A 21,215-nucleotide genomic window follows, 5' to 3' on the forward strand; every position below is an offset into this window, starting at 1 on the left:
AATTATTTCGTTCTATTATTAATATTAAGTATTGTTTAGTAATTAATCAAAATGAAATCTAAAAATAATATACATACTTTAGCTCACCAATATGTTGTTAATGACCCATTACATCAATTATTTGATGCTGTAAATGCTATTTCTGTACAGGGATATGATGAGCAACGCCGTGTTATTTATTGGAATAAAGGCAGCGAAGTGCTCTATGGTTATACCAAAGATGAAGCAACAGGTAAAAAGCTTGAAGATTTAATTATACCAAGTGGTTTACGTGAGGCCGTGGTTGATGGCCACGGTAATTGGATTAATAATGGCATAGAAATTCCTGCAGCAGAGCTAACTCTTCGTGATAAAAATAATAATGATGTTTCGGTGTTCTCAAGCCATGTAATGTTTATAAATCAATATGGCATTAAACAAATGTATTGTATTGATATTGATTTAACCGATGTTAAACAGGCACAAGAACAGGCTATGTTTAGAGAAGAAATGTTGGAAACAATATTTGAGGCTATTCCTGATCTATTTTTTGTAATGCAAGAAGATGGCAAAATTCTTGATTATCAAGCCAGTAGCAGTAGTAGTAGCAGTAATCTTTATGCTTTACCTCAGCAATTTATTGGCAGCAGTATGTTTGATTTATTACCAGACGATGTTAGCAGTAAGTTTAGAAAATATATCTCCCAAGCCTTAAGCCAAAAACAGATGGTGAGCTTTCAATATGAACTAACCATGCCACTGGGAGCTGTGTACTTTGAGGCAAGAATTAACCATGTTTCTCAATATCAGCAAGTTATGGTTATTATTCGAGATATTACTGAGCAGCACAAAGCAGAAGAGTTGATCCGTAAACAAGCTTATTATGATAATTTAACCTCATTACCTAACCGTTTTTTAGCACTTGACCGTTTATCGCATATGCTTCTTGAAGCACAAAGAAACAAGGGGCAAGTGGCAGTGCTTTTTATTGATTTAGATAACTTTAAAAAAGTAAATGACTCGTTTGGCCATGAACTAGGCGATAAGCTACTGGTAAAATCAGCTGCAAGATTACAGCAAGTCATCCGCAAAGAAGACACCATAGGACGTTTAGGAGGAGATGAGTTTATTGTACTGTTACGGGGTATTAATAGTCATTATAACGCAATAGATATTGCAGAAAAGCTACTGAAAAGTTTTACCTCGCCATTTAAAATTGAAGGGAGAGAACTTGTACTCACTATGAGTATAGGGGTTGCTATGTTCCCCGAAAATGGCGATACAGCGTCTGATCTTTTACGCAATGCAGATACGGCAATGTATCAAGCAAAAGCCTTGGGACGTAACAGTTACTCGTTTTTCACTCCACAAATGAACGTAGTAATTCAGCGTCGCCTTGCGATAGAGGAGCAGATGCAAGGTGCGTTGCAGCGTAATGAATTTGAATTACATTATCAACCACAGTTAGATGTTAAAAATAAACATGTTACCGGCGCCGAAGCTTTGTTGCGTTGGTATAACCCAGTGCTGGGGAATATACCGCCCGATGAGTTTATTCCAATAGCCGAGCATAATGGACTTATTATTCCCATTGGAAAGTTTGTTATTAAGCAAGCCTTACAGCTTTTAAAAAAATGGCAAAATCAGTGTCTTAATAAAGGGCAACACCATAAATATACTATGGCTGTTAATTTATCCCCTAGTCAATTTAGAGACACAGCGCTACTTAGTTTTATAAAAGACACCCTGAGCGAGCTAGATGTAAACGCTAAATATTTAGAGTTAGAAATTACCGAGGGGGTGTTAATGAATGCTAAATTGAATATAAACGACACCTTGCAAGAAATAACTAAATTAGGCATAAAGTTATCAATGGATGACTTTGGTACAGGGTATTCATCATTAAGCTATTTAAGGCAGTATCCTTTTAATGTTTTAAAAATTGATCGCATATTTATTAATGGCATTACATCCAAAAAAGAAGACTGTAATTTAGTCAAAGCAACTATAGCCATGTCGCATAGCTTAGGGTTAACCGTAGTTGCTGAAGGAGTGGAAACGAAAGAGCAGCTTGTTTTACTTGGTGAGTTAAATTGCGACTTTGTACAAGGTTACTATTTTAGTAAGCCATTACCAGAGGAGTTGTTATTGGATTTTCCACCAACGTTTTTATAAATACCCACATATTATATAAAGTAGTTATAAGTAAATACAAAATATAGCTGCCTCAGTTTGCTATTAACGCTATAAATGGAGGTTTAAAGGCTGCATTGTAACAATTTATTACCACGGTATTGACCTGCATAATACTTCACGAGTAACCTGTTATAGAAACAATAAAAAGGACTCTATAATGCGTTTAACACCTCTTGTCGCTACAATAGCATCAACTTTAGCAATTACACTCTCAAGCACTGTAATTGCAGATGAAGGCATGTGGCAACCACATCAGCTTCCAGAATTAGAATCAATATTAAAAGCCAAAGGGCTTGAAATAGATGCTAAATCTATTTCAAAATTAACCGAATTCCCGATGAATGCGGTAATTAGCCTAGGTGGTTGTACGGCATCATTTGTATCGCCAAAAGGTTTAGTGGTAACAAACCATCACTGTGCTTATGGCTCTATTCAATACAACTCAACAACCGATAATAATATTTTAGAAAATGGCTTTTTAGCTAAAACTCCAGCGCAAGATTTACCCGCAGCTCCTGGCTCTCGTGTTTATGTTACCAAAACCGTAACTAACGTTACCGACAAAGTAATTAAAGGTACTCAAAAGTTAAGTGCTAAAGCACGCTACGATGCCCTTGAAAAAAACGAAAAAGCATTAGTAGCTCAGTGTGAAGCCGATGAGAGCTATCGTTGTAATGTGTATTCGTTTCATGGTGGCTTAGAGTATTACCTCATTAAATCGCTAGAAATAAAAGATGTCCGCTTAGCATACGCGCCTGCGATGGGCGTAGGTAAATATGGTGGCGATATAGACAACTGGATGTGGCCGCGCCATACCGGCGACTTTGGTTTTTACCGTGCTTATGTAGGAAAAGATGGTAAGCCAGCACAGTACAGCGAAGATAACGTACCTTATGAACCCGATTCTTACTTAAGTGTAAGTGCTAAAGGTGTGCAAGAGGGCGACTTTGTAATGGTAACCGGCTATCCGGGACGTACTAACCGTTACCGTATTGCTGCAGAAGTAGATAACGTATTTAACGACAGCTATCCTAAAGCGCGTGAACATAATTCAAAATACGTAGCACTTATTGAAGAAAACTCAGAGGACGGTAGTAAAGCCCGTATAGCATACGAAAGCACCATTGCAGGTTACAACAATTACATTAAAAACTATGGCTCAATGATAGAAAGCTTTAAAAAAGGCACCATGTTTGAGCGCAAAAAACAGTTTGAGCAAGAGCTAACTCAATGGATAAATAGTGATAAAACACGCAAGCAGCAATATGGCGATGTTTTAAATGAGCTATCGGCATTAGTAGCGCAATCGCAACTGCATAGCGAGCGCGATCGTATGTTAGGTTATGTGCATAGATCACAAATGATCAGCACCGCTCGCAGCTTATACCGTTTAGCGTATGAGCAACAAAAGCCAAATGCAGAGCGAGAGTCTGGATATCAAGAACGTGACTTACCGCGTATTAAAGCAGGGCTTGAGCGTATGACGCGTCGCTTTGATACCAATGTAGATAAAGCTATATTACTGCACTTTTTAGAGCTTTATGCTGCACTTCCTAAAGAAGAGCGCTTTAGCGAGGTTGATAAGGTATTTAAACTACAAAATGGCTTTGATAAAGCCAAACAAAGTGCACTGCTTGAGCAAATGTATACGAAATCAACACTTGATAACGAAGTGGTGCGCAATTCATTGTTTGAGCAATCGTTTAGCCAGTTAAACCAAAGCCAAGACCCATTTATGCAATACGCTAAAGCGATATTTGCAGTAATGAAAACTGAAGAAGATAAATCAAAAGCACTTGCAGGCAAGTTACAAGCTGCTCGCCCACAATTAATGAGCGCTATTATTGCCTTTAATAAAGCACAAAATAAGGCCGTATATGCAGATGCAAACAGCACATTACGAGTAACTTACGGCACGGTAGGAGGCTACTCACCACAAGATGGTTTAGTGGCAACACCGTTTACGTCATTAGAAGGTTTACTGGCTAAAAATACCAATGTAGAGCCATTTAATGCACCTAAAAAGCTACAACAGCAAATTAAAGCGAAACTTTACGGTGATTACACCGGCGGCATGAACACAGTACCGGTTAACTTTTTATCAAATGTAGATACAACCGGCGGTAACTCAGGCTCGCCAACACTCAATGGTAAAGCTGAGCTGGTGGGTTTATTGTTTGATGGCGTATATGAAAGCATTATTGGCGATTGGGATTATAACCCAGAGCTAAACCGCTCAATTCACGTAGATTCTCGTTACATGTTATGGGTAATGGACAAGGTAGATAATGCCCAAAATTTATTAGATGAAATGAAAATAGTAAAATAAGTTAAGCTTAAAAATAAAGGCGAGCCTTTATTTTAGCTGAACTTTATAACAAATAATAAAATGCCACTTGTTATTAACAGGTGGCATTTTTATATTAAAGAATGAGAAAGGGTATTAAATTGTGAGCTCTAATTTAAGCACAACACTTTTTATACTTTTTACCACTACCGCATAAACAAGGAGAGTTACGCTCAGGGACTTTATCGAATACTTGCGGTGTAGACTTAACCAGCGCAAATTCAAGCTCTCTTATATCTTCATCACTTTGAGTATTAAGCTCTACTGCAGCAAATAACTTATGTTCTTTTACTATTGCTTCTACTTCTAACTTGCGCTGTGGTGAGTTAACCACTAACGATAATGGATGAAGCTCGCTGCCCACTTTTTCATTGCGCTTAGGACTAAAACCGTTACTGTTATTTTTACCCATTATATCGGGCTTACCCATAAAGAAAAATTTAGACATTATACTTATATAACCGTTCTACATTATTTAGACGGCGTATCCTAACAGCTTAGGCATAATATAACTAAGATGTACGCACTATTAGCCAATTTAAATAGTCTAGCTAACAAAGTTGCGTCAATAAGCATAACGACCTATCAAGCAATCAATATTAAGCAAAGCACTTAAATTAAAAGTGAGCATACCCATGGGAAGTTTAAAAATTGGATTATTAATATCGGCAAGTATTATTATACTTATTGGTTATTTCCGCATTATTACAGATGAAAAAGGTAGAATAAATTTAAATAATTATAGGCTAACGGGGGGAGTATTATTGGTGTGCAAAGGGATATATAAAGGCACGTGCGACCTGATTGCAGGTGAGATATCAAAAAATACGCAATCTGCATGTATTATTTATTTAGGCGTAATACTCTTTATTATTGGTTTTAGTTTATAGCAAAACTGGTTATTGCTTTAAAAGTTAACAGTGGTTGTTTTTTAAAGGTTAAAAATTTCAATCGCCATTAGTATATTTCAAGTGCACTTAGTAGCATATAAGTGCTAATTTAACACTAAGTAAATTAATAACAGGGAATATACTAATGAAACTAGAATCTTTAGCGCTGCATCATGGTTACGAATCAGAATCAACTACAAAGTCTGCAGCAGTGCCAATTTATAATACTTCATCTTATACGTTTGATAACACCCAGCATGGCGCTGATTTATTTGATTTAAAAGTACCTGGTAATATTTACACCCGTATTATGAACCCGACTAACGCAGTATTAGAGCAGCGTATAGCGGCTATGGAAGGGGGCATAGGCGCACTGGCTGTAGCCTCTGGCATGGCAGCAATTACTTACGCAATTCAATGTTTATGTGAAGTTGGCACCAATATTGTCAGTACTAGCCAAGTATATGGCGGCACCTACAATTTATTTGCACATTCATTACCACGCCAAGGTATTGAAGCACGCATGATAAAAGCAGATGACTTTGAGGCCTTTGAAAACGCAATAGATGATAATACTCGAGCAGTATTTTGTGAATCAATTGGTAACCCTGCAGGTAACATTGTTGATATTGCCCGATTAGCCAAAATAGCACACAGTAAAGGTGTGCCCCTTATTGTTGATAACACAGTAGCCACGCCGTACTTATGCCGCCCATTCGAGTTGGGGGCAGATATAGTGGTGCATTCTTTAACTAAATACATAAACGGGCACGGCACAGCCATCGGCGGAATGATTGTTGACTCAGGTAAGTTTGATTGGAAAGCTAATGCAACGCGCTTTGCCATGATGAACGAGCCAGATCCGTCTTATCATGATGTTGTTTATACCGAAGCCTTTGCAGAAGCCGCGTTTATTGGTCGCTGTAGAGTGGTTCCGCTTAGAAATACCGGTGCGGCACTTGCACCAAAAAATGCATCAGACATTCTAATTGGCCTTGAAACCTTAGGCTTGCGAATGGAACGTCACTGCGAAAATGCACAAAAGGTGGCTGAGTATTTACAAAAGCATCCTAAAGTTTCATGGGTTAACTATGCAGGCTTAGCGTCAAGTCCATACAACGCAATGTGTAAAAAAACAACTAATGGTAAAGCATCGGGTATATTAAGTTTTGGTATTGTAGGTGGCTTGGAAGCAGGGACTCGTTTTATCGACGCACTCAATATGATACTGCGTTTGGTAAACATCGGTGATGCTAAGTCGCTAGCGTGTCATCCTGCATCAACCACGCATCGTCAGCTTAATGATGAAGAACTCGCTAATGCAGGTGTGAGCCGTGATTTAGTGCGTTTATCGATTGGTATTGAAAATATCGACGATATTATTGCAGATGTAAGTCAAGCGCTCGATAAAGCGTAAGCTATTTATAAGTAATAACATCGTTTAAAATGCCTCTATATACTGAGGCATTTGTATTTATTGACTCAATGAAGAGCATATAATTAAGTATCTAACTTGATAAGTAAACGGTCTAAGCAAGCCAGAGCAGTATAAATAATTATCAATAAGGTTAAATTTATCTAGCAAAAGAGCTTAAAAGTGGCTAACCGCAATTATAATTGTTATGTTACGTGTAACATAATAAATTAATTACCTGCGATGAAAAAAAATAAACGCTCTTCACTTCAAAATATAGCAGATGCAGTTGGGGTCACTAAAATGACGGTAAGTCGTTATTTACGTAACCCAGAGAAAGTATCAGCAACAACTCAAATCAAAATTAAAGCAGCTATAGATTCACTTGGCTATATTGCTAATAAAGCCCCAGATTTATTATCTAATGCCAAAAGTTACTCTATTGGTGTGCTTGTCCCATCGCTAACTAATCAAGTGTTTTCGCAAGTTATTCGCGGAATTGAAGATATTACTGAGCCTGCAGGGTATCAAACAATGCTCGCGCATTATGGCTATAGCCCCGAAATTGAAGAAAAGAGAGTTGAATATTTATTATCATATCATGTTGATGGGCTAATTTTATCGGAAACAACGCATACCGACAGAACCCGAAAAATGATTGCTATGGCGGGTATTCCTGTGGTTGAAATAATGGATATTCATCACACTCCAATACACCAAGCGGTTGGCTTTGATAATGCTAAAGCTGCTTTTGAGATGACCAATGCGCTTTTAGATAAAGGCTACCGGAATATTGTTTACCTTGGTGCAAGGTTAGATATGCGCACACAATTGAAGTTTCAAGGCTATAGTGATGCAATGTTATTAAGGGGTTTTACTCCTAAAAGTGTGATGACAAATGAAGCTTCGTCGTTTAGTTTGGGCGCTAAATTATTGCAAAAAACACGGACTGAATACCCAGATACTGACTGTATATTTTGTACTAATGATGATTTGGCTATTGGTGCTATTTTTGAGTGTCAAAGAAATAATATTTCTGTTCCTCAGCATATGGGGGTTGCAGGCTTTCATGGCCATGATATTGGTCAATCTATGGTGCCTCAGCTAGCCAGTGTGATCACGCCGCGTTATCAGATTGGTAACCTTGCGGGGGCTAAATTACTCAGTCGTATTAGTTTAACAGCAGATCTTGAAACACCCGATGAGAAAATATGTGATACCGGTTATGTGATTCATTTAGGCGAAAGTGTTTGATTAACTATGTCACTCATAAAGTAACCAAATATTAAACCTAGAGTATTGTGTTGTAAGTGAAATATGGTGCTTGCCTCCATCAAACAGTAAAAGCTATAACACTCGAAGTAAACACCGATGCTGCTATTTAAGCACAGCATCGGACATATTCAGGGTTTTATGAATAAAAATAATTTATAAAAAGAGGGAAATAATCATAGCTACAATAGCACCCGTTGTACCAATAATGGTCTCCATCACCGTCCATGTTTTCAGCGTTTGCATTTCAGTAAGGCCAAGGTAGCGATTAGCTAACCAAAAGCCAGAGTCATTTACATGCGATAAAACGATTGAGCCTCCACCAATGGCGATAGTAACTGCTGCAAGCTGAGCGCCATCTAGTCCAAGCGGCTCTAACATAGGTATAATTAAACCGCATGCTGTAAGCATAGCAACAGTTGCTGAGCCTTGAATTACGCGTACTGCGGCTGCTAGTATAAAAGCTAACATAACAATCGGTAAGCCAGATCCCGCAAGCATATTACCAAGCGCTGCACCTACACCCGAATCAACCAATACTTGTTTAAATACTCCCCCAGCGCCTGTTACCAAAATGATAACGCCAGCAGGTTGTAAGGCACTACTGCAAATTTCCATAATACGGTCTTGAGGCACACCACGTTTTACACCCAGTAAATAAAATGCCATTAAGCAAGCTGCAAGAATTGCAGTAAATGGGTGACCGATAAACTCCAGCCAATGATGTAAGTTAGATTGTTGTTCAACAAAACGAGAGCCAATCGTATTTAAAGCAATCATTAATAATGGCAGTGCAATTAAACCTAGAGCTAAGCCAAAACTAGGCTCGCCCTCACCGTCTCTAGCATTATCATTGTTTTGGGCGTGTTCAGGTAGTTCAACATGAATTGACTTAGCAATTAGCGATCCCCAAAGAGGACCGCCAATGATCATAGCTGGAATAGCAGCAAGTAAACCAAATAAAATCATATAACCATAATCGGCACCAAGTTGAGATGCCACTAAAATAGGGCCTGGCGCAGGGATAAGAAATGCCTGACAAGCAGCGATACCAGCAAGCAGTGCAATCCCTATTTTAACCACACTACCACCGCCTTTACGTACCACAGCAAATGCAATACCGATTAAAAGTACCACAGCAACATCAAAAAATAGTGGTAAAGCACATATAAAACCAGTAAAAGTGAGCGCCCAGTTAGCGTTTTTCTCGCCAAAACGATGTAATAAGGTGTGAGCAATACGGTCAAGCGCTCCAGTCTCTTCCATTACTTTGCCAAACATAGCACCTAATGCAACCACTACAGCAACAAAGCCTAAAGTGCCGCCCATTCCTTTTTGGATAGTTTCTGCGATCATTTGTGGGCTCATTCCAGAGAATAGCCCGGCTATCATCGAAACTAAAATTAAAGCGACAACCGCGTGTAGCCTTACTTTCATGACTAAAAAAAGTAGCAGTAGAATAGAGCCTACCGCGGTTAGTATTAAAGATAAATCTGACATATGTTCCCTACTTAAATCCAACTCAAATTATGACGGTTAACTTGTGTTTAATTTCATATTATATTAAGTTACGCGTAACATGTTACCAGTAACTTAATATAAAAATTCATTCAAAGCTAATGAATTTTTAAAAAAGTAGAGTGAGATTAGCTAAATGAGCCACATAAAGACGGGTCGAATATTTATTATTATGGGTGTATCAAGCACCGGAAAGTCGAGTATTGGTTATGCGCTTGCGAAAAAAATGGACGCTAAATTTATTGATGGCGATGATTTACATCCCAAAGCAAATATTTTAAAAATGTCATCAGGACAGCCGCTTAATGATGATGATAGGGTGCCGTGGTTAGAAAGAATTCGTGATGCTGCGTTTAGTATTGAGCAAAAAAATGAAGTAGGGGTTATTGTTTGTTCAGCTCTAAAGAAAAAATACCGAGAGCAAATATGCGAAGGAAATGTGAATATTGTTTTTTTACATTTACAGGGAAGCTTTGAATTAGTTAAGCAGCGAATGCAAGATAGAAGAGGACACTTTATGCCTACTGAGCTATTAAAAAGTCAATTCGAAACATTGGAAATCCCCCAAGCAGATGAGCTAAATGTAATTAGTATCGACATTAATAAGTCATTTGAGCAGGTTGTAAGCGCTTGTTTGCAAGCTACGCAAACCGATATAAATATTAGCTAGCGGGTAACCCATAAGGTATAAATACAAAAATAATGAGTAATAAAGTAGATGCTATTTATTTCAAACGTTCAATAACAGGCTAAATTTAACAACAGTTAGTTTTAGTCTATTATTGAAGTTAAATTGATATAATTCAGATGTTTAGCTTGCCTATTAAAACCCCAGCTATTCATTGCTTAATCGGCTCGTGGGGTTGCTAAAATCACCTTTTTTTCATCCTCAGATAAAATAATCCACTCAAAAATTTCATCGTTGGTACGTCCGCAGCCAGTACATAGCCCACTGCGTCGTTGGCAAACTCCAATACAATCGGTTTTAAATTTAGACTTGCTCGTTCTTGTTTGAAACCCCATAAAATCCTATAAAAAAATTATTGTTTAGTAGACACTGACTTGCCAATTTCTAATGAGGTAGACCACGATTTTAAACTAGATAACGTTTTACCGGTGTAGATTGAAATAACAGGGGTATTTTCATCAAGCACGAAAGTAGTACGAATCGAGTTTTTTGACTCTTTTTGGCTTTCATGCCAATTATTTTCAAGCAAACATTGGCGAGTAAAAGCCACTGCTTTTTGATGATCTGTTACAGCAGCTACTTGCTCTTTGTAACTATTTTGACAGCGGTAAATAACATTATCATGATCAAATGCAGTAATTTGGCACTGTTGACCCACTAAATGATAGTTAGTACTCCAGCTATCCATAAATTTTGTGGTTACTTTGGTTGTTTTTAGCGATTCAAAACGGGTATCGTATGCACCCAGTAAGGTTTGAATTTTATTGCATGGTGTAAGTTTATCTATGGCGGCTGTTTGCTCAGTAACAACGCTAGAACAACCTGAAATTACTAAGCCAGTAAATACGACAGAGGCTAACTTCTTCATTCAATATTATCCTCTTAATTAATGAATTTAGTGCGCTATGTGTTAAAGCACACTAAATAATTTAAGTGTGCTTTTCTAAAGTTGTTGGTAGTAAAGCTACAACTTACTTATGGCGACCTATTAAGCATTTAACTACGTCTTCAAGGGCTAAGCCTTGGCGTTGTAATAACACTGTAAGGTGATAAATTAAATCAGCCGACTCGTTTGTTAGCTCATCGTTATCGTGTTTCATTGCTGCAAGGGCAACTTCTACGCCTTCTTCGCCTACTTTTTGACAACTTCGGCTTAAATCCTCTGCAAACAAAGACGCTGTATAGCTTTTAGCTGGGTCGTCGTTTTTACGCGCTACAATAACATCTTCAAGTTGCGCTAAAAAGCTTAGGCTTGGTTTTGCATCATCGCCAAAACAGCTTTGCGTACCTAAATGACACGTTGGGCCTTGTGGGTTTGCTAGTACCAAAATAGAATCGTTATCACAATCGGTATGCACTGACACGACATTTAAATAGTTTTGCGATGACTCGCCTTTGGTCCATAAACGCTCTTTAGAGCGCGAGTAAAAGGTTACTTTTTCAGTTTTTAATGTCACGTTAAGTGCTTCGCTGTTCATGAAGCCTTGCATTAAAATAACACCAGAGCGTGCATCTTGAATAATAGCAGGGATCATTTCACTTTTAGTGAAATCAACTTGAGTTTGGGTGTCGAGTGTTAATATCATAATCTTGCTGCCACTTGGTTATTAGTTAAAAATTGCTTTAGTTCACCAATGTTAATCACATTTTTATGAAAAACACTGGCTGCAAGTGCGCCATCAACTTCACTTTGTTTAAACACATCTACAAAATCTTGCATAGATCCAGCACCGCCTGAGGCGATAAGAGGAATATTACACAGTTCGCGTATTTTACTTAATTGCTCAATATCATAACCGTTACGTACGCCGTCTTGGTTCATACAGTTTAATACTATTTCGCCAGCACCAAGATCTTGTACACGTTTAACCCATTCTTGCGTTTTATAGCGGGTACGGCTTGACGCATTAGGATCGCCAGTAAGTTGGTATACTAAGTATTCACCGGTCACTTCATCGTAAAAGCTATCTATACCGACCACAACGCATTGCTTACCAAACTCATCGTGCAGCTCTTTTATTAGCTCAGGGCGGGCAATAGCAGGGCTGTTAATGCTGATTTTGTCTGCGCCGCGTTCAAGTACGCGAGCTGCATCGGCAACCGACTTAATACCGCCTGCCACGCAAAAAGGAATATCAATATGGCGGGCAATACTCTCTACCCAATTTACATCGAGTAAGCGTTTTTCAACGCTGGCACTAATTTCGTAAAAAACAAGTTCGTCTGCACCGGCCTCGCTGTAAGCTTTTGCCATAGTTAAAATATCACCAACTACTTCATGGCCTTTAAACTTTACGCCTTTGACTACTTGGCCGTCTTTAACGTCGAGACATGGAATTATACGTTTTGATAACATGGGAAGGTCTCGCAGGTAGTGTGTTTATTTTTAAAAATCATAGCTACTATTCTTTTCGTTAATATTTTGCATGAATAACAATAACATCAAAAACATTATTGTCGGCAAAAGTGATATTAATAATTACCTACAGTATATATATATCTAAGCGTTTTTTATAGGCGAAATATATTATAGTTAATTACTTTTAAAGCTATTTAGAGGCTTGTATAAATAATAAAAAATGAGAGTTTACGGATGCTAATTACATGCTGTATTAATGTGTTAAATTATAATAAACGGGTTATAAGCAGCCGCTAACGTTACGCTTTTTAGAATATACATAGTGAAGATGTAGGAATATTTTAAATTTTCAGTTCAGCTCATTTAGATTATGTATTGTTATAATTAAATGTTCAGCTTAAATTGACTTGTGGTTGGCTATTATTGGCATGCGCACGCTTTTTACTTTTATGTTCATACATTCTTTTATCCGCTTTGTTAAGCAACTCATCTAAGTTTGCTGCTTCGTCGGGATATAGCGCATAGCCAATACTCACTGTAATTAAGAGTTCGTTATGTTGCAACACAATAGGTAACTCAATAGCATTTAAGTATCTGGTTATTTGTTTTTCTATTTGGTTGAGGCTTTCAATATTGGTGCTTATAACAACGAATTCATCCCCGCCAATACGCGCGATACAGTCAGTTTTACGGGTAATATCCTTTAAGCGGTCGGCTATTACGGTTAATACAAAGTCGCCTACTATATGGCCGTGAGTATCGTTTATTGGCTTAAGTTTATCTAAGTCAAAATATAAACATGCCACTTTAGTGTTCTCTTGTTTAGCTTTGCTAAACTCACACTCAGCAAAATTTATCAGGGTGTTACGGTTTGCAAGCCCTGTTAAATAATCGGTTTGAGCTAGTTTCAGTACTTCTTTTTCAGCGATAATACGCTTTGAAATATCAAAATTAATACCGACTATACTATCACCATATACTCGACCATCAGCGTTTATATAACGTATTGCTCCACAGGGCAGTATAATTTTAAATTCGGCATGAAACTTTTCATTGGCTGCTATTGCCTTGGTCAGCCTATTCGTAACATCATCATAATCATCTGGATGAATTGTTTTAGACCATGCAGTATAATTACCAGAAAAAGTACTCTTTTTAATGCCATAAAGAGTGTACATCCAGTCATCCCAAATAAGCACATTGGTTTTAAAGTTCCATTCCCATATGCCCGCATTAGCCGCATCTGCTGCTAATGCTATTCGATGATGCAAGCTATCTAGCTCAACTCTAGCTTCTCTGAGCTCAGTAATATCTTCAGCAATACCAAGCAAAAATTTAGCCTTACCCATACTATCTTTTATAATCACTTTATGAGTACGTAAATAGCGAGTTGTTCCATTTATGGTTACGGGCTCTTCGTTAATTGTTATCGAATTGTTGGAGTTCAATACTTTGCGATCTGCTTTTACAAAAAACTTTGCTTGCTCTGCTGGAAATATATCAAAGTCATTTAGTCCAATAAGCTGTTCTTGTGATTTACCAAGTAACTTTTCAGCGGCTTTATTTACATGGCTATAATTTAGGTTCTTCGCTTGTTTAATAAACAAAATGTTAGGTAGGGTATCAAATATAGTTTGTGTAAAGGCTTCTTGATTTTGAATATCGGTTAAATCTTTAATTGTAGCTACCAAAGGGGCGTTAGATAACTCGCTTATGGGGTTGATTGCGATTGTTATGGGAAATACTTGCCCACATTTATTGCAACCTTGTAATAATTGGCTTTTTCCAAAACTGGATTGCTCTTCATTAAATGAATGATAAAATTTTGCATGCTTTTTTGGCAGCAATATAGCAATATTTTTGCCAATTAATGCCTGTTGTTCAAAACCAAATACTTTAGCGGTTGCAGGGTTAGCAAATTCGATAATGCCTTGGCGATCAAAGCAAATCACTACGTCTTGCACTGTATTTAGTACTGCTTTTAATTTTGCCGATAACAAGCTTCGGGCACGTAATTCCATACTGCCTACTAAGAATAAGCTCAATACTAGCACTACAAGTATAATCACTTGTGCAAGCTCTGCACTGTTATCATTTGCAAGGTAGGTTGTATGGCTCGATTCAAATACATTCATAGAGAGCATACCAATATAATGCATACCCGAAATAGCACTGCCCATTACCAGCGCTGCTAAGAAGTTAACTCGTTTTTGTTTATTTTGCGTTGTTTGGCGTAATTCATTTATTTTTAAAGCTAAGCCCGAAAGTACTACGGCAATAAATACAGAGAGCGTAAATAGGGTGGGTTCATAAGCCATATGCGCTGGCATTATCATGGCTATCATACCTACGTAATGCATACTGCCAATACCTAAGCCCATAAGTACACTTCTAAACCATAAGTGTTTAAAACGTTGTAAATTAGGGGATATAACAAAATAACTAGCAAATATACTGGGTAAAATTGAAAGGAGTGTTATAGGTATATCGTAACTGACAGGAATAGGGAGTTGATAGGCTAACATGCCAACAAAATGCATTGCCCAAATACCAGCACCTAAAAAGCAAGATGACAGTAAGATCCAAAAAAGCTTTTCATTTTTAAGTTGCGCGCCTTTGATACGAGCAGAAAGCAAAAATGAAATATAAGATGAAAATACCGCTGTAAATACAGATGCTAAAACAAGTATGGGGTCATATTTGGCTGTGATCACCGCTGCTTTGAGCATTTCTGGCGTTACAAAATGTAGCGTTAAATGATTAGTCAATGTGCTCCCTCACCTTGATTATAAGCTCTAAGGGCCTATTTATGAATAACTTAAGTATAGTATACAAATATAGTGTTGACCATTAAATGCTTAACTGAAAAATATCGATTTAGGTTATTTTAGTGCTATTAATTGGAGATTTCTTTTAACTTGAATAGTATTAAAATGGTGGGTTAGGTAAGTGCCATTGCTGCACTTACCTATAACTAGAGTTTAAATAGCTTAGCTAAATCAGCTTTTAATCAAGTGTTTGTACACCACCACCATTTACAAAGAGTATTTGTCCACTTACCCATTTTGAAATAGGCGCTGCAAAATAAAGTACTGCACCGGCAATATCTTCAGCTTCACCTAAGCGCTCTAAAGGAGTATGAGCTAACATTCTTTTTTCTATTTCAGGGGTAAGTACTTTTTTAAGTGCATCAGTACGTACAGCACCCGGGCCAATAGCATTAATGCGTATTTCAGGGCCATAGTCAAAAGCAAGGTTTTTAGTCATATGGTTAACAGCCGCTTTTGATGAAGCATAGGCACTAATAGCTGGGCTGTTGTTAACGCTCGCCATAGAAGACATATTAATTATACTGCCATAACCGCTATCTTTCATGTGGGGGGCCACTAACTGGCAAAGTCGCCACATGCTAAATACATTCATATCAAATACGTGTTTAAACTGTGCTACTTCAATATCGTAAGGACTTTCTTTGCCTGCACCACCACCGCCAACATTGTTAACTAGTACGCTGATGCTGCCAAATGCATTTATGGTGTTTTCAACTAAGGCTACGAGATCTTCATCTTTGGTCACATCGCATTTTAAAGCGATGGCTTTATAACCCTCAGCATTAATGGCATCCGCTGTTGCTTGTGCGCCTTCAAAGTCGTAATCAGAAACAACCACATTAGCGCCATTTTCGGCTAACATTTTACAGCTTGCTTGGCCAATACCATGTGCGCCACCAGTAACAATGGCTGTTTTATCTGTCAAATCTAATAAAAGTGAGTTTTTCATATTTTACCTCTTTTAATTAACAGTAATTGTTTAAAACATGAGTTTAAATAATCTGAGCTCAGGTTGAATATTAAAATACATTACTGCAGATGTATGTGAGCTGATACTCACTTTATGCAAATTATGAATCTATTTACATATCATCAGTTATAGAGCGCACGTCTTATGCAGTAGATTGGGTATGATAAAAGTATACGGCCAGATAATATTTTACATTAGCTGGCCGTATATTTTATTTACTTTGCAATATTTAGTTAATTCCCTTAGGCATTAACTGGCGTGCGTTCATCTTTTTTAACGCCCATAAAAATAGCGTAAAGCACAGGTATAACAATTAAGGTTAGTAATGTGGCAAAGAGTAGGCCAAATACTAATACAACCGCCATTGATTGGAAAAACGCATCAAAATAAAGCGGTATTACCCCAAGTACTGTTGTGAGTGTTCCCATCATTACCGGCCTTACTCGGCTATTAGCCGAATCTACAATGGCATCATAACGTGGTTTACCTTGCTTAATTTCCTTATCCATTTGATCAACCAATACAATAGCGTTTTTAATGAGTAGGCCAGATAAAGAGAGCAATCCTAGTATCCCCATAAACTCAAGTGGAGTTTGAGTTGTTACCAAGCCAAATACCACGCCTATAAGGGCCAGCGGTACCACAAGCCAAATAATAATAGGTTGTTTTAAAGCATTAAATAACACCACTACAATTAGCACCATGGCTAAAAGACCAAGTGGTAGTGTTGATGCAAGCATTTCATTTGACTCTTTTGATTGCCCATACTCACCATCCCACTCCAGTGTATAACCGGCAGGTAAATCAATCGCTTCTATTTGTGGCCTTACTCGATTAAATAATTCAGATGCAAGCTGCCCAGGAAGTGGGTCGGCTTGTGCCTTAATTGTCCACATTCTATCTTCGCGCTTTAAAATACCATCACGCCATACGGTTTTAAATCCATTAGTAACTTGCTCTAATGGGATTGTTTTGCCTGTAATTTGGCTAGGAATTTGAATGTTGCCTATATCATTAACATTTGAGCGCTCTTTAAGGGGAGCTCTAACAATAATAGGAATTAATTCTTCGCCTTCTCTATATTGACCAACCATTTTACCAGAAAAGTTTTGTTGTAACGCTTCAGCAATTGCTTTGCGTGTTACACCTGCACGCTGGGCATTAATTGGCGAGTATTGCGGTTCAATAACCCTTACTTGTTGGCGCCAAGTATCTTTAATTGAGAGGGCACCGCCGTCCTCAATCATGATTGCTTTCGCTTTATCGGATAACTCACGAATAACGGCGGGTTCTGGCCCTTTAAATGTAGCCTCAATTTTAGAACCACCTCCGGGTCCCATTACAAAACGCCATACTTTGCCTTGCGCTTCTGGGAAGGTGTCATCTATATACGCTTGTACTTTAGGGATCATAGTATCAAGCACTCTATAATCATCTACTTTAGCTAATATTTGGCCGTAAGAACTGTTTGGCGATTCTGCCCCATAAATAAGCATAAATCGTAAACCGCCACCACCAATTAAAGTTTGTACGCCCTCAATACTCTCTTGTTGTTGAATAAAGGATTCAAGCTTGATCATATCTTTTTTGGTTTTTTCGATATCGGTTCCTTGCGGTAACCAAAAATCTACTACCATTTGTGGTGTTGTAGAGGCTGGGAAAAAACCAGACTTTACAAACTGAAATCCCCACATTGATGCACTAAAAGTAAATATCACTACAGCAACGGTTAGCCAGCGATGATTAAGCGAGCTAACAACAATTGATTGGTATGCCGCCATAATCATATTAGGCTTAGCCGTTGTAGATGTGTCTTTATCTTGTTCTTTAAACAAGCAAAAACAAAATAGTGGCGTAAGGGTGATTGCAAATAACCAACTATAAAGTAAAGAAATTAAAATAACCCAAAATAAATGCCCAGTAAATTCGGCAGTATCACCCGGCGCTAAACCTATAGGTGCAAAGGCCACAATACCTACCAAAGTGCCGCCTAATAAGGGCCACTTTGTTTGCTTTACAACTTCAGATGCAATTTCTAGCTTTTTGCGTCCTTGTTTGGTACCAACCAGTATTCCTTCGGTGACAACAATGGCATTATCAACCATCATCCCTAAAGCAATAATTAACGCCCCAAGTGAAATTCGGTGCATGGGTATGCCGCTAAAGTCCATGGTTGCTAGGGTGGCAAAAATAGTCAGTAGTAATACTGCACCTATAACAAGCCCAGAGCGCAGCCCCATAAACACAAGTAAAGTAACAACAACAATAATTAGTGCCACAATTACATTTACTACAAAATTATCTACTGATGCCTGAACAACTTTACCTTGATGATAATATTCATGCACTGTAATACCAATAGGTCTCACGTTTTCTGCTTGTTTAACGCGCTCATCTACGCGCTCAAACACTTTAACAACGTTAGTACCAAGCACACTGGCAACGCCTAAAGAAATTGCCGGTTGCCCGTTGTAACGTACAAGTTTAGTTGCTGGGCTTTGAAAACCACGATATACATTAGCAATATCTTTTAAATATATAGCTTTACCGTCATTGGTGGCGCTCACTAATAGATTTTGTATTGTTTCAATAGAATTAATAGAGCCGGTTGGATCTATAAAAATACGTTGATCACCAATTTGCGTATTACCGGCACTTATTACTGTATTTTGCTTATCTAAAATTGAATAAATATTACTGATTGAGCTACCTAAAGTGGCCAAATCTTCACGGGCTATTTCAACAAAAATACCTTCTTGTTGAACACCGGTCATGGCTACTTTAGCAACGCCTTTAACTTGTAAAATATCACTTTGCAGGTTTTTAGCGTAAGCATGCAGCTCATCAGGGGAGTAACCCTCGGCTGTAATTAAATAGCTTAAACCATATACATCGCCAAAATCATCATAGATTTGCGGTGTACCTGTACCAGGTGGGAGGGAAGGGCGAGCATCATTAATTTTATTTCTTAGTTTGGTCCATATAATCTGTAGCTCAGACTTTGTCGGCGAAAACTCCGATTTAATCTCAACTTTGATCTCAGACATACCCGATGAAGAGGTAGACGATATGGTATCAATTTCCTGCAGCTCTTGAATTGCACGCTCTAAAGGCTCGGTTACTTCTCGAGCTACCTCTAAAGGGCTTGCACCAGAATAAGGAACAAATACTTGTGCGGTACGAATTATAAATTCAGGGTCTTCAAATCGTGCCATGTTTTTATATGAAGAAAAGCCAAAGCCTAACGTCAGTATTATAATTATGGTACTAATTAGTTTGTTATTAATAGTCCACTTTGCTAAATCCATTACTCAAGCTCCTATGACTTAGTCCAAGCGCGTACTTTCATACCATCGGTTACATAATTTGCACCAGCACCAACAATTACATCGCCGGCTTTTATACCACTGGTAACAACAAGTTCTTCACCAATACCGTTTACTAAGGTGACAACCGTTTTACTCACGATCATAGATTCACTTACTGTCCATACATAGTGCTGGCCATTTTCTTCAAAAATAGCAAATGTAGGCAGAGTAATTTCATTTTTAGTCGATTTATTATCAAACTCGATACGTAAACTGGCATTCATGCCTGGTAAAATATTTAGATTTTGCGGTACAGCAAATGAAAACCTAACCTCATAAGTTTGGCTAGACGTATCAGCTTCTAAATTAGCGCGACGAAATGTAGCAGGAATAGGAGTATTAGCAGCTGATTCTAAAAGTACAAAGGCACGGCTGCCCGTGCGCGAGTCAACGGTGGCAACAATAGAAGATGGAATATTAACAACCACTTCCATTTCGCCTTTACCAAATAAAGTAACTATATGTTGGCCCGCATTTACATTCTCCAGCGCTTCTACGGGTACAGCGGCTACAATTGCATCATAAGGGGCAACTAAAGTGCTGTCTGTTAGTGCTTTTTTTGCTGAGTCATAGCGAGATTGAGCCACCTCTTTTTTCGATTTTAGCTGCTCTATATCTCTAGCCGAAATTACGCCATCTTTAGAGAGTTTAATTCCGCGATTAAAGTCATTATTAGCTGTTTCATACTGTATTTTTGTAGAGTTTACTTCGTTAACAAAGTTACGTTTTTCTAACGATGCCAGTTCGTCACCTTTTAATACGGATTGCGCTGCAATGACATTGAGTTTTTCTATTTTACCGCCAACCTGAAACGCCAGCTTTGAGCTTTTTATCGCATCGACAGTGGCAGGGTAAGTGAGAATGTTTGATTGCGCAGTATCTTTAATGGTAATTAATTTAACTGGCTTTGGAGCCTTTTCAATTTTTGTATCTACTTCAGGCTCAGAGCAGCCCGACAGTAGTACTGCTAATGCAATGCTTAGCGTATATCGATTTTTTACTACGTGTTTCATATTCATATTTTATGCCTTTTATAAAAATCAGGTACGCTTAAATTATATAAATCGGTAAACTTACAACAAATTGTGTAACTATTGGCGAGCTTGCTAACCTTATTGTTTATAAGGGTATCACCATTACTTTTATTACCTTCCCAACGAGTTTGAATAATTGTACCAAATCGATTGAGTGTAGTTATGCTGTTATTAGAAGTAAACGCTATAAAGCCTAATACTGCAATTATAATTGTTATTACAATGTTAAATTAATATTTGCTTTATAAGGAGTGTACTTTAGCGCATATTTTAAGAATAACATTGTAAATTCAATACGTTAATATATCTGTATGTTAGTGTTTTATTTTGTATGATTATGTAATTCAAA

Annotated in this window: 16 protein-coding genes; 6 read left to right on the top strand and 10 right to left on the bottom strand. The window is 37.9% G+C overall.

What is annotated here, in order from left to right:
• Positions 1 to 51 precede the first annotated feature (51 nt).
• The gene (locus PTRA_RS18325) at positions 52 to 2,154 is read left to right on the top strand and encodes a sensor domain-containing protein (RefSeq protein WP_058375061.1); all 2,103 of its coding nucleotides are present in this window, start codon (positions 52 to 54) and stop codon (positions 2,152 to 2,154) included.
• Between the two features lie 178 nt (positions 2,155 to 2,332).
• On the top strand, positions 2,333 to 4,504 hold the full coding sequence (locus PTRA_RS18330; RefSeq protein WP_058375062.1) for a S46 family peptidase: 2,172 nt from the start codon (positions 2,333 to 2,335) through the stop codon (positions 4,502 to 4,504).
• 133 nt (positions 4,505 to 4,637) lie between these two features.
• Here the strand turns inward: PTRA_RS18330 and PTRA_RS18335 are convergent, their stop codons facing one another.
• The gene (locus tag PTRA_RS18335) at positions 4,638 to 4,970 is read right to left on the bottom strand and encodes a PBPRA1643 family SWIM/SEC-C metal-binding motif protein (RefSeq protein ID WP_058375063.1); all 333 of its coding nucleotides are present in this window, start codon (positions 4,968 to 4,970) and stop codon (positions 4,638 to 4,640) included.
• Between the two features lie 187 nt (positions 4,971 to 5,157).
• Between PTRA_RS18335 and PTRA_RS18340 the strand changes: the two genes are divergently transcribed.
• The 3 genes from PTRA_RS18340 (at position 5,158) to gntR (ending at position 8,080) form a co-directional block, all read left to right on the top strand.
• Positions 5,158 to 5,412, top strand: coding sequence for a hypothetical protein (locus PTRA_RS18340; RefSeq protein ID WP_058375064.1), 255 nt, complete (start codon positions 5,158 to 5,160; stop codon positions 5,410 to 5,412).
• Positions 5,413 to 5,557: 145 nt separating this feature from the next.
• Positions 5,558 to 6,829, top strand: a complete 1,272-nt coding sequence (locus tag PTRA_RS18345; RefSeq protein WP_058375065.1) for an O-acetylhomoserine aminocarboxypropyltransferase/cysteine synthase family protein — start codon at positions 5,558 to 5,560, stop codon at positions 6,827 to 6,829.
• Positions 6,830 to 7,069: 240 nt separating this feature from the next.
• The gene (gene gntR / locus PTRA_RS18350; RefSeq protein ID WP_058375066.1) at positions 7,070 to 8,080 is read left to right on the top strand and encodes a gluconate operon transcriptional repressor GntR; all 1,011 of its coding nucleotides are present in this window, start codon (positions 7,070 to 7,072) and stop codon (positions 8,078 to 8,080) included.
• A 174-nt stretch (positions 8,081 to 8,254) separates the two neighbouring features.
• Here gntR and gntU read toward each other — a convergent pair whose 3' ends face one another.
• Positions 8,255 to 9,598 (bottom strand): gluconate transporter, encoded by a 1,344-nt coding sequence (gene gntU / locus PTRA_RS18355; RefSeq protein WP_058375067.1) that lies wholly within the window; start codon positions 9,596 to 9,598, stop codon positions 8,255 to 8,257.
• A 154-nt stretch (positions 9,599 to 9,752) separates the two neighbouring features.
• On the opposite strand from gntU, the gene PTRA_RS18360 reads away from it, so the two are divergent.
• Positions 9,753 to 10,286 carry a gluconokinase gene (locus tag PTRA_RS18360; RefSeq protein WP_208855538.1) on the top strand — a complete coding sequence of 178 codons (534 nt, stop codon included), beginning with the start codon at positions 9,753 to 9,755 and terminating at the stop codon, positions 10,284 to 10,286.
• Positions 10,287 to 10,462: 176 nt separating this feature from the next.
• On the opposite strand, the gene PTRA_RS18830 is transcribed toward PTRA_RS18360, so the two are convergent.
• The 8 genes from PTRA_RS18830 to PTRA_RS18395 form a co-directional block, all read right to left on the bottom strand.
• Positions 10,463 to 10,639 (bottom strand): DUF1289 domain-containing protein, encoded by a 177-nt coding sequence (locus PTRA_RS18830; RefSeq protein ID WP_069188203.1) that lies wholly within the window; start codon positions 10,637 to 10,639, stop codon positions 10,463 to 10,465.
• A gap of 17 nt (positions 10,640 to 10,656) precedes the next feature.
• Positions 10,657 to 11,172, bottom strand: a complete 516-nt coding sequence (locus PTRA_RS18365; protein ID WP_058375068.1) for a hypothetical protein — start codon at positions 11,170 to 11,172, stop codon at positions 10,657 to 10,659.
• 103 nt (positions 11,173 to 11,275) lie between these two features.
• Positions 11,276 to 11,890 (bottom strand): bifunctional phosphoribosyl-AMP cyclohydrolase/phosphoribosyl-ATP diphosphatase HisIE, encoded by a 615-nt coding sequence (gene hisIE / locus PTRA_RS18370; RefSeq protein ID WP_058375069.1) that lies wholly within the window; start codon positions 11,888 to 11,890, stop codon positions 11,276 to 11,278.
• A complete protein-coding gene (gene hisF, locus PTRA_RS18375) occupies positions 11,887 to 12,660 on the bottom strand; it encodes an imidazole glycerol phosphate synthase subunit HisF (RefSeq protein WP_011330107.1) in 774 nt (257 codons plus the stop codon). Before hisF ends, hisIE begins: the two co-directional genes overlap by 4 nt.
• A gap of 395 nt (positions 12,661 to 13,055) precedes the next feature.
• A complete protein-coding gene (locus PTRA_RS18380; protein WP_058375070.1) occupies positions 13,056 to 15,431 on the bottom strand; it encodes a diguanylate cyclase domain-containing protein in 2,376 nt (791 codons plus the stop codon).
• A 238-nt stretch (positions 15,432 to 15,669) separates the two neighbouring features.
• The gene (locus tag PTRA_RS18385; protein WP_058375071.1) at positions 15,670 to 16,443 is read right to left on the bottom strand and encodes a glucose 1-dehydrogenase; all 774 of its coding nucleotides are present in this window, start codon (positions 16,441 to 16,443) and stop codon (positions 15,670 to 15,672) included.
• A 263-nt stretch (positions 16,444 to 16,706) separates the two neighbouring features.
• On the bottom strand, positions 16,707 to 19,772 hold the full coding sequence (locus tag PTRA_RS18390) for an efflux RND transporter permease subunit (protein ID WP_058375072.1): 3,066 nt from the start codon (positions 19,770 to 19,772) through the stop codon (positions 16,707 to 16,709).
• A gap of 11 nt (positions 19,773 to 19,783) precedes the next feature.
• Positions 19,784 to 20,851: an efflux RND transporter periplasmic adaptor subunit gene (locus PTRA_RS18395; RefSeq protein ID WP_058375073.1), complete on the bottom strand. Its 1,068-nt coding sequence runs from the start codon at positions 20,849 to 20,851 to the stop codon at positions 19,784 to 19,786.
• Positions 20,852 to 21,215 lie beyond the last annotated feature (364 nt).

Source organism: Pseudoalteromonas translucida KMM 520 (assembly GCF_001465295.1).
GTDB classification, from domain to species: Bacteria; Pseudomonadota; Gammaproteobacteria; order Enterobacterales; family Alteromonadaceae; genus Pseudoalteromonas; species Pseudoalteromonas translucida.